The organism is Parahoeflea alexandrii, assembly GCF_024105735.1.
GTDB classification, from domain to species: Bacteria; Pseudomonadota; Alphaproteobacteria; order Rhizobiales; family Rhizobiaceae; genus Hoeflea; species Hoeflea alexandrii.
The window spans coordinates 329,296-342,407 of the sequence record NZ_JAAAML010000001.1; the positions used below are offsets into that span (position 1 = coordinate 329,296).

Genomic DNA, 13,112 nt, shown 5'->3' on the forward strand with positions numbered 1-13,112 from the left:
CGTAAACACTTGTGGTTAACGCAAGGTTTCGATCGGCAGCTTTGCTGATCACTGATGTGGTTGATGGACACGCAAGCGGGTAAGGGGTATTCGGGCCAGATGAAGAAGATCCTGCCAGACTTTACGAACACCGAGATCCTGGCCTCGGCCGTTCGCACCATCCAGACCGAGAAAGCCGGGCTCGAGGCGCTTGCTGTTTCGCTCGACAACGGATTGGCTGAAGCTTTCGCCCGGGCGGTCGAAACCCTTGGAGTGATCTCCGGACGGGTCATCGTGACCGGCGTCGGCAAGAGCGGCCATATCGGTGCGAAGATCGCGGCGACAATGGCTTCCACCGGTACGCCGGCGCATTTCGTCCACCCCGCGGAAGCCAATCACGGCGACCTGGGCATGATTGCCAAGGACGATGCAATCATTGTGTTGTCCTGGTCAGGTGAAAGTGCCGAGTTGAAGGGCATTCTGGCCTATTCGCGCCGCTTTGGAATTCCGCTCATCGCCTTTACGGCGGGCGCGGATTCCGCGCTCGGGCGGGAGGCGGACATCGTGCTGCTGCTGCCGCGCGAGCAGGAGGCCTGTCCGCACGGGCTTGCGCCCACAACCTCGACACTCATGCAACTGGCGCTTGGCGATGCGCTTGCGGTTGCCCTGCTCGAAGCCAAGGGATTTACCGCGGGCGATTTTCACACGTTCCATCCGGGCGGGAAACTCGGTGCGACGCTGGCGCATGTGGCCGATGTGATGCACACCGGCGATTCGGTTCCGCTGGTTCCCTCGGGAACACCGGCTCCAGAGGCGATTATGACGCTGTCACAGCGCAAGTTCGGCTGTGTCGGGGTAACCGGGCCGGACGGACGCCTTATCGGCATCGTCACGGACGGCGATGTGGCCCGCAATCTGGGCCGCAACCTGGTCGATCAGCCGATTGATGCGATCATGACGAGCCAGCCCAAGACGATCGCGCCGACCGCGCTGGCCAGCACCGCGATGGCGATTCTAAACAAGAATTCGATTGGCGCGTTGATGGTGACCGACCAGAACCTGTCACCGATCGGCATCGTCCATTTCCACGATCTGTTGAGGATCGGCGTCGCCTGATCAGGCCCGTTCGACAGTAAGCCCACCGGCCTGAGCCGTGGTGATGCGGACCCGCGTGCCGGCCGGCAAGTCGGGGCCCTGAACGATCCAGGTCGTGTCATCGAGCCGGATCCGACCCTTGCCTTCGGAAATCGGGTCTTCCAGTGTTGCGGTGCGGCCTACCAGCCCTTCGACGCGGCGGTTGAGCATGGGCTGATCGCTTTCCGCGCTGGAAGCGGAGATGCGGCGGCCGATCATGGCGAAAGCGAGGGCGAGGGCGGCAAAGACGACCAGCTGGACCTGCCACCCCCAGAAAGCGGTGCCCCAGAGCGGGAACGACAGGACGCCGACCACCATGGCCGCCAGTCCGACCCAGAGCAGGAAGACACCGGGGATCAGGATCTCGAGGCCGAGAAAGACCAGTCCGATGATCCACCAGCTCCACGGACCGAGCTCGGCGACGATGCTAGCGATCATGTTTCCTGGTCTCCCTGCGGAGCGGCAGGATATCCGGGTGTTGTCGTCGGGCGCGGCTGGCGTGGCGGCTGGCCGGGCGTGCGCCTTGCAACCGGCGTGGCGCCATCGCCGCCATCCTTGCCGAACACTTCCTGCGCGATCGCGCCGATCCCGCCCAGAGAGCCGATCAGCGAGGAAGCTTCCAGCGGCATCAGGATCACCTTCTGGTTGGGTGCCGATGCAATCTGGCCCAGCGCTTCGGTGTATTTCTGCGCGATGAAATAGTTGATTGCGGTGATATCGCCCTCGGCAATGGCGGTCGACAGCATCTGCGTCGCCTTGGCTTCGGCTTCCGCCAGGCGTTCGCGGGCCTCGGCATCCCGGAATGCTGCGTCGCGCCGGCCTTCCGCCTCGAGAATGGCGGATTGCTTGGCGCCTTCGGCACGCAGGATCTGCGCGTTTCGCGAGCCTTCGGCTTCAAGCACATCGGCGCGCTTCTCGCGCTCGGCCTTCATCTGCCGGCCCATGGCCTCGACCAGATCGAGCGGAGGCGCAATATCCTTGATCTCGACGCGTGTGATCTTGATGCCCCAGGGCGCGGCGGCCTGGTCGACGACGCGCAGCAAGCGGTCATTGATGGCGTCGCGGTTGGACAAAAGCTCATCAAGATCCATGGAGCCCATCACCGAGCGGATGTTGGTCATGGTCAGGTTGAGCAGCGCCTGTTCGAGATCCGAAACCTGGTAGGCTGCTTCCGCCGCGTTGAGCACCTGGTAGAAGGACACGGCATCGGCGGACACGGAGGCGTTGTCGCGGGTGATGACTTCCTGGGTGGGAATGTCGAGCACCTGCTCCATGATGTTGATCTTGCGGCCGATGCGGTCGACGAAGGGAACGATGATGTTCAGGCCCGGCGTCAGCGTCCTTGTGTAGCGCCCGAAACGTTCGACGGTGAAGGCAAAGCCCTGCGGTACGGTCTTGATTCCTGAAAACAGAACCAGGATCGCAATGACAACGACGACGATGACCGTGATGTCCAGTCCCAACATGCCCGTAGACCTCCTCTGCCCTGATCCGGCGTGGCGGTTGCTGCAGCCACGCCAAAACAGGTAGTGGGTCTTGTCAAAGCTTGCAATCTTCCAGGGCGATTATATTGCCTGCCGGTTTGCGCGTCGGAACCGTGGCAGCCGGCAGGCACCCGGCTTCAGACCCAGCCCTGAAGCTCCCGGCGGACGATGGTTTCGAGCACCTGCATGCCGCCATCGCTGTCGTTGAGACATGGGATGTGGGTGAACTGCTCGCCGCCGTTCTCGTGGAAGATCTCGCCTGCTTCGCCGGCGATTTCCTCAAGCGTTTCAAGACAATCGGAAACGAAGCCAGGGTTGATCACGGCAATGCGCTTGACGCCGTCCTTGGCGAGCTTCTCGACGGTCTTGTCGGTGTAGGGCTGCAGCCATTCTTCCGGTCCGAAGCGGGACTGGAAGGTGGGCATCAGCTTCTCCTTGGACCAGCCCAGCCGTTCACGCACCAGCCGCGCCGTCTTCAGGCACTGGCAGTGATAGGGGTCACCCTTGAGGAAGTAGGACTGCGGAATTCCGTGGAACGAGGCCAGCACGATTTCCGGTTCCCAGTCGAGCCCAGCGAGATGGGTCTCGATCGACTGGGCGATCGCCTCGATATAGGCGGGATCGTCGTGATAGGGCGGCACGGTCCTGAGCGCCGGCTGCCAGCGCATGTCCATCATGGCCTGGAACGCCTTGTCGTTGACCGTCGCCGTAGTTGCCGCTGCATATTGCGGATAGAGCGGGAACAAAACAATGCGGTCGCAGCCGGCATCCTTGAGCGCGTTGAGCTTGTCCGGGATGGAAGGCTGGCCGTAACGCATCGCCCAGTCGACCATGACCGAAGGATGGGAGGCAAGGACGGCGCCGAGCTTGTCGGACTGGTTGCGGGTGTAGGTTCTCAGATAGCTCTCATCGAGATCCTTGTTCCAGATCTCCTCGTAGGCCTTGCCGACGCGGCCCGGGCGGGTGTTGAGAACAATGCCGAACAGGATCGGGTACCAGAGGAAGCGCGACCATTCGATCACCCGCCTGTCGGTGAGGAATTCCTTGAGATAACGGCGCATCGAGGTGAAGTCGGTGCCATCGGGCGTGCCGAGGTTGACGATGAGAACGCCAATCTTCTGGATTTTTACCGGCGGGTGTTGCGCCGGCAGCTCGCCAATGGCCCGGCTGGTCTCGTCGGACATAATCGCATGAGTGTTCAAGGTCGCGTCCAATTCTCTGTTTTCTCGGCAGTGCACAATCGTTGGGACGGAACATAGCGATGGAAGCCGACAAATCAATCATCGGGCAGGCGTATATTGAACTTTGAGCATATAAAAAGGGCCCGGAGATCCGGGCCCTTGTTGTTCGGTCGGGAAAAAAGCCTACTCGGCCGGGATCGACAGGGTCTCGCCAACCACCAGATCCTTGGCCGTGGCCGAAGGATTGGCTTCGGCGATCTTGGTCCACATGGTGGCGTCGCCGTAATAGGTTCTCGCGAGATCCCACAATGTGTCGCCGGCGGCGATGACATGCTGCTTGCCGGGCATTGCGGCGGTTTCAGCGGCCGTTTCCTCGCTCGGCGCGGCTTCTTCGGAAATCATCGGCGCCGAAGTGGTCAGATCCTTGAAACCGGGCAGGGGCTCGGGCATCGTAACTGCTTCAGCCGCAGGAGCAGCTTCCGCGGCTGCGGGCGCGGCTTCTTCCATCGGCTTTTCCGCAGCAGCCATCACACGGCCTTCGGTGAATGGCGTGTAAGGATTGTTCTTGGCCAGATAATCGGCAACCACCTGCTCAAGGCCCGGGCCGTAGTCATAGGCGTTCATGCCGCCGGACTTGAACACTGCGTAACCGTCACCACCACCACGCATGTAGTTGTTGGTTGCCACCATGTAGACGGCTTCCGGGTCGATCGGCGCGAAACCATCGCCCTGCTTGACCTCGACCGAGGTGATGCGCGAACCGGGTTCGGCGGTCTTGTCGAAGCTGTAGCGAAGGCCTGCGACCTGGGGAAAGCGGCCGGCGCCTTCCTCGACCTGGCCGACGCCGTTTTCGAGTGCCGCGACCACGTCGGAGCCCTTGAGCTCGAAGGTCGCCAAGGTGTTCTGGAAGGGCAGCACGGTGAGCACTTCACCCATGGTGATCTCGCCGGTGTCGATCGATGCACGCAGGCCGCCGCCGTTCTGGATGGCAATGGTCACGCCCTGATCGCCAACGCGGTCGAGCATGGCGTCGGTGACGAGGTTGCCCATTTCGCATTCGCCGGCGCGGCAGGTATCGCGGCTTCCGTCGATATCCGCGGTGGACGCGGAAACCACCTTGGTCTTGAGTTCTTCGATCGGGGCGCCGAGCTCGCTGACGCGTGCCGCGAAAGCCTCGTCGGGGGTGACGCTGGCATCGAGCAGGTGCGGATCGCCTTCGGCGGTGACGACCTTGCCGGTGTCATCGAAGGTCACTTTCATTTCGCCGAGATACTTGGAATAGGCGTAGGCCTGGACGATCGGTACGGCGACGCCCGAGGGATTGTTGACCATTGTCGGGTAGGGGCCGGCAGCGCCGTCGTCGGTGTTGGACAGAAGCGTGTGGCTGTGACCGCCGACGATGACATCGATCCCGTCGACCTGTGCCGCGATTTGCTGATCCTTGGGGAGGCCCACATGGGACACCAGCACGATCTTGTTGATGCCCTCTTCCTCGATCTGAGCAACGGCGCCCTTCAGGTAGTCGATTTCATCGAGGATGAGAACCGAGGGGCCGGGAGAGGAAGTTTCAACGGTGTCCGCAGCAAGCACGGAGAGCAGCGCGATCTTCTCGCCGCCGATTTCCTTGATGATGTAGGGCTTGATGCGGTCACCGAGCACCGAATTGGCGCCGCTGATGGTGTTGCCGGAGATGACCGGGAACTCGACCATGTCGATGAAATCGCGCAGGCCTTCGGGGCCATCGTCGAACTCATGGTTGCCGACGGCCATGGCGTCAAAGCCGATGCCGTTCATGAATTCTGCCGCGGCCTTGCCCTTGTAGGTCGAGTAGAACAGCGAGCCCTGGAACTGGTCACCGGCATCAAGCACCAGCACATTGGCGCCCTCGCCGGTCAATGCGTCGCGGCGTTCGTCGATCTTGGTCTTGACGCGGGCGATGCCGCCAAAGCACTTGCCTTCCGTCTCGTCCTCGGAGGAGCAGGTCGAATCGAACCTGTTGATCGACTCGATGCGTGAGTGCAGATCGTTGATGTGCAGGATGTTGAGCGTGTAATCGGCAAATGCCACGCCTGAACACAACCCGAGGGCCGAGACCGACAACAACGCGTGCTTGATGAATCTGTTCATTGAGAACTCCCTGTTTCGCAGCTCAAGGCGTGCCAGAATACCGTCTTCGCGGCTACCCACGGCAGGCTTGAAGTGATGGTTTCACTATCGGCTTGGAACTTCAAGTACCCGATGCTGCCGTGCGGAAGATTTGGCTGGATTCAGGCCGAGTAGTCGCGTTCGTCGGCAATCACCTTGCCGTCGTTTGGCAGACTTGACGGGGCCACGATTTCCACTGTGCCGCGCAGCTTGGCGATGGCTGTCAGGGTCTTCGCGATCTTGTCCGCAGCAGGAGCGGCGCCGGTTGCGGGCTCCACCAGCAGGGTCATCACGTCAGCATCGTCCGCGCGGCTGACCACGAGGCGGGCGCGGGAGATTTCGGGATGTGCCTTGAGGATTTCGGCCACCTGCTTGGGATCGACGAACATGCCCCTGACCTTGGTGCGCTGGTCGGCGCGGCCCATCCAGCCCTGAATGCGCTGGCCGGTGCGGCCGCAGGGCGAGACCCCTGGCAAGATTGCCGAGAGGTCACCGGTGCCGAAGCGGACCAGCGGATAACCTGGGTTGAGGGTGGTGACAACGAGTTCGCCGACCTCGCCCTCGGGCACGGGATCACCGGTACCAGGCCGGACGATTTCCACGATCATGTCCTCATTGACGATCATGCCGGGATGCGGCGCGCCATTGGCGTCCGCGCTCTCATAGGCGATCACGCCGAGGTCGGCGGTCGCATAGCTCTGCAGCACTGAAACGCCTCGGTCGCTGTAATACTGGCGCAGCGACGGAAACAATGCCCCGCCGGACACCAGTGCGCGCCGGATGGACGACAGATCGCTGCCGAGTTCATCGGCTTTCTCGAGAATGGTCTTGAGATAATCCGGGGTTCCGGTGAAGCCCGACGGCTTGAGCCGGACAGCGGCGTCAACCTGGGCTTCGGTGTTTCCGATGCCTGCGGGAAACACGAGGCAACCCAATGCCCGCGCACCTTCGTCAAGAATGAAACCACCGGGCGTCATGTGATAGGCGAGGCTGTTATGTACCAGGTCACCCGAACGAAACCCGGCTGCAAACAAGGCGCGGGCAGAGGCCCAAGGGTCGACACCAAGGCCCTGGGGTTCCCAGACCGGGCCGGGAGACATGAACACGCGGTTGCCCTTGAGCGCATCGGGATCGGCAAGACCGCCAAAGGGGGGATTGGCTTCCTGCATCTGCATCAGGTCGGGCTTGCGCAGGACCGGAAGCCTTGCCAGTGCGGCGCGATCGACCAGGCTTTCGGGATCGGGGTTGCCGAGCCATGAGGCAAGCGCCGGAAGCCGCTTGAGACTGCCGGTCAGCAGCTTCCTCAGCCCATCGAAGGTTTCCTGTTCACGGGCGTCCGGCGCGCGCGTTTCGCGATCATCGAAATGGCTGGTCATGAAAAAGGCCTGTGCTTGCTTAGACGCGTCGTACCAGTGTGAACTGGGCTCCTGTCGAAGAGGTGCAGTTGAGCTGCGACTGCGAGGCGAGGGCGCAATTGACCCGCGACGTTGTCTGACGCAGGAGCGAGGTCAATTCGATCTCCACGATCTGGTCCGACACGTAGCGGTAGGAACCTTCCGCGAGCAGCGAATTGGTGTCGGTCGTGCGGGTCTCGAAGCGGCCATTGTAGAAGCTCGAGATGATGCCGTTGGGATCGGTCCACTGGCCGTCGATACCCTGGGGCTGAACCGCCACGGGACGCGGCGAATAGGTGGCCGACTGGCAGGCGGCAAGCAGCCCGGCAAGGGCGCCCACGACGATGATGCGATGCAGGTTCATGATCCGGTGTTCCCCTCGAGCCGTCATCAATATGATTCCATCTATGAAAGAATGCAGCGCCGGCGTGTTGAAAGCAAGGCAGCAACTTGCCGGCCGGACTTGCGGCCGGCCGGAACAGCTGGGATTAGAGTGGTGTCAGTGAACCAGCACATTGCGGAACTGCCAGGGATCGTTCTTGTCGATGTCTTCCGGGAACAGGCCCGGGCGACCGTCAAGCGGCGTCCAGTCGGTGTAGTGACCTTCCACCGGTCCCAGGTAGGGAGACTGAACCTCAAGGCAGCGCTTGTAGTCGACCTCATCCGCCTCGACGATGCCGGCCTGCGGGTTTTCGAGTGCCCAGACCATGCCGGCCAGCACCGCTGACGTCACCTGAAGGCCTGTGGCGTTCTGATAGGGCGCGAGACGGCGGGTTTCTTCCAGCGAGAGGCGCGAGCCATACCAGTAGGCGTTCTTGCCGTGGCCGTAGAGCAGCACGCCCAGTTCATCCAGGCCCTCGACAAGCTCGTTCTCGTCGAGCACGTGCAGGACCGGCTGGGCGTTGCCGCCGTTGCCGAACATCTCGTGCAGCGACAGCACCGCATCATTGGCCGGATGGTAGGCATAATGGCAGGTCGGGCGGTAGGTGACATCGCCGTCCTTGTTCCTGACGGTGAAATAGTCGGCAATCGAGATCGACTCGTTGTGGGTGACGAGAAAACCATATTGCGGGCCGGGGGTCGGGCACCAGGTCCTCACCCTCGTGTTGGCGCCGGGCTGCTCGAGATAGATCGCCGCCTTGCAGCCCTTCTTGTGCTTCCTGGCGTTCTTCGGCATCCAGTTCTCGTGGGTGCCCCAGCCGAGTTCGGCTGGCTGAAGTCCTTCCGAGATGAAGCCTTCCACCGACCAGGTGTTCCAGAACACGTTGAGCGGCTTGGGCAGCTTGGTCAGCTGGGTGTCACGCTCGGCAATGTGGACGCCCTTGACGCCGACCTTCTTCATCAGCCTGGCCCAGGCCTCGCGATCATGCTGGCCGGGCTCGTCGAAGTTGATGCCGAGATCATTGGCGAGGTTGACCAGCGCCTGCTTGACGAACCAGGAAACCATTCCGGGATTGGCGCCGCAGGTGGACACGGCGGTGGTGCCGCCGGGATTTTTCTTCTTCTCGTGGCGAACCGTCTCGCGCAGCGCGTAGTTGGTGCGCTCGGAGTTCTTCATGTCCTTGTCGAAGTAGAAGCCGAGCCAAGGCTCGACCACGGTGTCGATGTAGAGCACGTCGAGCTTGCGGCACAGTTTCATCAGGTCAAGCGAACCGGTGTCGACGGAAAGGTTGACACAAAAACCCTGTCCGCCGCCTTCGGTCAGGAGCGGCTTGAGCAGCTCCTTGTAATTGTCCTTTGTCACATGCGCCTTGATGTGACGGATGCCGTGCTGGGCCAGGATTTCCATGTCGCCGGCGTCGTCGCGCGGATCGATCACCACCATGCGGCTCTTGTCGAACTTGAAGTGGCGCTCGATGAGCGGAAGCGTGCCGCGGCCGATGGACCCAAACCCTATCATCACGATTGGGCCGGTGATTTCCGCGTAAACCGGATAATCCTGCTGGGACATGTCATTCGCTCCAAAAATGGCGCTGCAGCCGTCTGCGGCGGTAGCGGCGGCTAAACCATACTTCGCTGTTACAATAAAGCGAAATCAGACAAGTCAGCCGTCCATGGCTTCGAGCTCGTCGATCATTCCCTCTATCATCGAAAGACCCTGGTTCCAGAAACCTGGATCCGATGCATCAAGTCCGAACGGAGCGAGAAGTTCCGAGTGATGTTTGGTCCCGCCGGCCTTGAGCATCTCGAAATAGCGTTCGCGGAAACCGTCCGGGGTTTTCTCATAGACCGAGTACAGCGAGTTCACGAGGCAATCGCCGAAGGCATAGGCGTAGACGTAGAACGGCGAATGAATGAAATGCGGGATATAGGCCCAGAAGGTCTCGTACCCCTCCGACAGGTTGACCGCCGGGCCGAGGCTTTCCGACTGCACGTCGAGCCAGAGTCTGCCCAGTTGCTCCGAGGTCAGCTCGCCTTCCCGGCGAGCGGTGTGCACACGCCGTTCGAATTCATAGAAGGCAATCTGGCGCACCACGGTATTGATCATGTCCTCGACCTTCTGGGCCAGCATCGCCTTGCGTTCGCGACGGTCGGTGGTGCGGGCCAGCAAGGCCCGGAAGGTCAGCATCTCACCGAACACGGACGCCGTTTCGGCCAGCGTCAGGGGCGTTGACGACATCAGCGCGCCCTGATCGCCGGCAAGCACCTGATGCACGCCGTGGCCAAGTTCGTGCGCCAGCGTCATCACGTCGCGCGGTTTGCCGAGGTAGTTGACCAGCACATAGGGGTGCACCGACGGAACCGTGGGATGGGCGAAGGCACCGGATATCTTGCCCGGACGGCTCGGCGCGTCGATCCAGCTGCGGTCGAAGAACCGGCGGGCAATGTCGGCCATTTCGGGCGCAAAGCCGTGATAGGCCGAAAGCACCGTGTTCTTGGCCGCGTCCCAGGCAATTGTCTCGCGGGGTGTCTCGGGCAAAGGTGCGTTGCGATCCCAGAATTCGAGCTTGTCGAGCCCGAGCCAGCGGGCCTTCATGGCGTAGTAGCGGTGCGACAGCCGGGGGCTGGCCTCGCGCACCGCCTGTGCCAGCGCATCGACGACGGGACGCTCGACCCGGTTGGCCAGGTGACGGCTGTCGGCGATGTCCTCGAAGCCGCGCCAGCGGTCGGATATTTCCTTGTCCTTGGCCAGCGTGTTGGTGATCAGGGTGAAGGTGCGCAGATTTGCCTTGAACGTCTCGGCAAGAGCAAGGCCTGCCTTCTTGCGCCGGGCGCCATCGGCATCCTGCAGCAGAGACAGCGTCACTTCTAGCGGCAGCGCCTGGTCATCAATAGTAAATTCGAGGCTGCTCATGGTCTCATCGAAAAGCCGGTTCCAGGCGGCGTGCCCGGTCATCGATTTTTCGTGGAAGAGCTGCTCTATCCGGTCTTCGAGCTGGAAGGGCCTGTCCAGCCTGAGATCATGGATCCAGGGTGTGTAACGGGCGGCGCGCGGATCCTTGCCGAGGCTCTCCTCGATCAGCGTGTCATCGATGCGGTTAAGTTCGAGCGCGAAGAAAAGAAGATGGGCGCTGATATCCGTCATCGTGCTTTGCACATCGCCGTAGAATTTGGCGATCGCGGGATCGGAGGTGTTGGTGAAATAAGCCAGGCCGGCATAGGAAATGATCCGCCCCATCAGTTCCTCAAGCTTCTCATAGGCTTCGATCACCGCACCAAGGCCTTCATCCCCGGTGTTCGCCGCGGCTTCGGCAATCTTTCCCTTCCATCGGGCCTCGAAGGCCTGTGCGCCGGTCCGGGCTGCGGCCAGGTCGGTCTTGAATTCCGCGGATTCCGGACCGGGATAGAGGTCGCTCAGGTTCCAGCCCGGAAGGGTCCCAAGCTGAGAATCCGCGCCATGTGCCGTTGCGGGGGCGCGAACGGGTGCGTGGTCCAGAATTGATTTCGGCATCAGGGCACTCTCTTTCAAGATCGGTGTCGGACCCGTGAGGAAATAGGTCATCGAATGGCGCCCGCCAGGCGCCACCCGGTTTTACCGGCAGCGACGATTAAAATGCAAACATTTCTCGAAATCCGTTTTTCAGCCTTTGCTGCCATTGTCCGGGAATGGTCAGACCCCTTGATGACTCCACCGGGAATGAGGAAACGAGATCCGTGTCCAAACGAATTCTGATAGTTGATGACGACCCGGTTCAGCGCCGCCTGCTCAAGGCGGCCGCGGAAAAAGCAGGCTACGAGGTCGAACTGGCAAACGAGGGCCGGTCGGCTCTCGCCCGCCTGGTGGAGCCCGATCACGAACTCGCGGCAGTTGTGCTCGATCTGATGATGCCGGAAATGGGCGGGCTTGAAGTGCTGGAACGGCTCTCGGCGGTCGGCAGCACTATTCCCGTGGTGGTGCAGACCGGGCAGGGCGGTATCGAGACCGTGGTCAAGGCGATGCGCGCAGGTGCATTCGATTTTGTCGTCAAGCCGGTATCGCCGGAACGACTGACCCTGGCGCTTGGCAACGCGCTGAAGGCCGCGCGGATCACTTCCTCCCAAATTCCCTCGCCGCGTCACGTCGGCTTCAATGGCATCGTGGCGGCAAGCCCCGCCATGGAACGGGTGATCTCGCTTGGAAAGCGGGCTGCGGCGTCGACCATTCCGGTGGTTCTCGAAGGCGAGTCGGGTGTCGGCAAAGAAATGATCGCCCATGCGATTCAGTCCGAAAGCATCCGGCGCAACAAACCGTTCGTGACCGTTAATTGCGGGGCAATTCCCGAAAATCTTGTCGAAAGCATTCTTTTCGGACACGAAAAGGGAGCGTTCACCGGCGCAACCGAACGCCATGCGGGCAAATTCACCGAAGCTGATGGCGGTACCCTCTTCCTTGACGAGGTTGGTGAACTGCCACTCGAAATCCAGGTCAAGCTGTTGCGCGCCGTGCAGATGGGCGAGATCGAGACCGTCGGTTCGCGGATGCCCAGGAAGGTTGACATCCGGCTGATTTCGGCGACCAACAAGGATCTGATCGAAGAGGTCAAGGCTGGGCGTTTCAGGGAAGATCTCTACTACCGGCTCAATGTCTTCCCGATCCATGTTCCGGCCCTGCGCAAGCGCAAGGAAGACATTCCGCAGCTGGTGCGTCATTTCACCGAGCGATTTGCGGGTGCCATCGGCGGCAAGCGGATTCGGAGCATCGCTCCGGATGCGATGGCGCTGCTGACCGCACATGACTGGCCCGGCAATATCCGCGAACTTGAAAACGCCATTCACCGGGCCATCGTGCTGTGCGACGGCGAAACGCTGACCGCCGACCTGTTCCCGCAGATTGCCGCGCAGATTCCCGGCTACAAGCTTGATGGGCTGGAAGCCGGAGACGAAACCCAGGCTGTGTCTCTGCAGGCACCTCAGGGTCCGGGACTGGCGCAGCGGGAAGAAGCCGCTCACGCCGACCCCACTGCCGATCCGGTTCTCGCCGAACCGAGCTTTCCGGTCGACACGGGCATGCCGGCGGTGAACGCCGTGACGCCGGAGGGCGAGGTGCGGAGGCTTGCGGAAGTCGAGGAGGAACTGATCCGGTTTGCCTTGTCGTTCTATCGCGGACAGATGAGCGAGGTTGCCCGCAGGCTCGGCATCGGCCGCTCGACGCTCTACCGGAAGCTCAAGGACTACGCGATCAACCCGGACGATCCGGATCAGGAGGCGGCGTGAGCGGGTGATTTCCACCTGGTAAGGAAAATAGTGTTGCCTGTTTGATCTGCTTCATTCCCTGTTAAGTGATCATTCACTATAAGTGTCCCTGCAGCGATGCGTGGCAGCGGTTGCCATTGTGTCACCGCATTTGATCACCAAATGGTGATCTGTAACGGTTT

10 protein-coding genes are annotated in these 13,112 nt (G+C 61.5%); 2 read left to right on the top strand and 8 right to left on the bottom strand.

All coding sequences use genetic code 11. The annotated features are described in order from the left end of the window. Positions 1-99 precede the first annotated feature (99 nt). Complete coding sequence (locus GTW23_RS01370) at positions 100-1,095, top strand: KpsF/GutQ family sugar-phosphate isomerase (protein WP_252915544.1); 996 nt, start codon at positions 100-102, stop codon at positions 1,093-1,095. On the opposite strand, the gene GTW23_RS01375 is transcribed toward GTW23_RS01370, so the two are convergent. The 8 genes from GTW23_RS01375 to GTW23_RS01410 all read right to left on the bottom strand — a co-directional run bounded on the left by GTW23_RS01375 (position 1,096) and on the right by GTW23_RS01410 (position 11,209). Continuing rightward, positions 1,096-1,551 carry an NfeD family protein gene (locus GTW23_RS01375; RefSeq protein WP_152007499.1) on the bottom strand — a complete coding sequence of 152 codons (456 nt, stop codon included), beginning with the start codon at positions 1,549-1,551 and terminating at the stop codon, positions 1,096-1,098. Then, a complete protein-coding gene (locus GTW23_RS01380; protein ID WP_252914348.1) occupies positions 1,548-2,579 on the bottom strand; it encodes an SPFH domain-containing protein in 1,032 nt (343 codons plus the stop codon). Before GTW23_RS01380 ends, GTW23_RS01375 begins: the two co-directional genes overlap by 4 nt. Before the next feature lie 155 nt (positions 2,580-2,734). After that, positions 2,735-3,781 (bottom strand): ferrochelatase, encoded by a 1,047-nt coding sequence (gene hemH, locus GTW23_RS01385; RefSeq protein ID WP_252915545.1) that lies wholly within the window; start codon positions 3,779-3,781, stop codon positions 2,735-2,737. A gap of 180 nt (positions 3,782-3,961) precedes the next feature. Next, positions 3,962-5,905: a 5'-nucleotidase C-terminal domain-containing protein gene (locus tag GTW23_RS01390; RefSeq protein ID WP_252914349.1), complete on the bottom strand. Its 1,944-nt coding sequence runs from the start codon at positions 5,903-5,905 to the stop codon at positions 3,962-3,964. 140 nt (positions 5,906-6,045) lie between these two features. Continuing rightward, positions 6,046-7,299, bottom strand: coding sequence for a phenylacetate--CoA ligase family protein (locus tag GTW23_RS01395; RefSeq protein ID WP_252914350.1), 1,254 nt, complete (start codon positions 7,297-7,299; stop codon positions 6,046-6,048). Positions 7,300-7,318: 19 nt separating this feature from the next. Further along, on the bottom strand, positions 7,319-7,681 hold the full coding sequence (gene omp10, locus GTW23_RS01400; RefSeq protein WP_152007502.1) for an outer membrane lipoprotein Omp10: 363 nt from the start codon (positions 7,679-7,681) through the stop codon (positions 7,319-7,321). Between the two features lie 135 nt (positions 7,682-7,816). Beyond that, complete coding sequence (locus tag GTW23_RS01405) at positions 7,817-9,268, bottom strand: homospermidine synthase (RefSeq protein ID WP_252914351.1); 1,452 nt, start codon at positions 9,266-9,268, stop codon at positions 7,817-7,819. 93 nt (positions 9,269-9,361) lie between these two features. Further along, positions 9,362-11,209, bottom strand: coding sequence for a M3 family oligoendopeptidase (locus tag GTW23_RS01410; RefSeq protein WP_252914352.1), 1,848 nt, complete (start codon positions 11,207-11,209; stop codon positions 9,362-9,364). A 203-nt stretch (positions 11,210-11,412) separates the two neighbouring features. Between GTW23_RS01410 and GTW23_RS01415 the strand changes: the two genes are divergently transcribed. Continuing rightward, positions 11,413-12,951 (top strand): sigma-54-dependent transcriptional regulator, encoded by a 1,539-nt coding sequence (locus tag GTW23_RS01415; RefSeq protein ID WP_252914353.1) that lies wholly within the window; start codon positions 11,413-11,415, stop codon positions 12,949-12,951. Positions 12,952-13,112 lie beyond the last annotated feature (161 nt).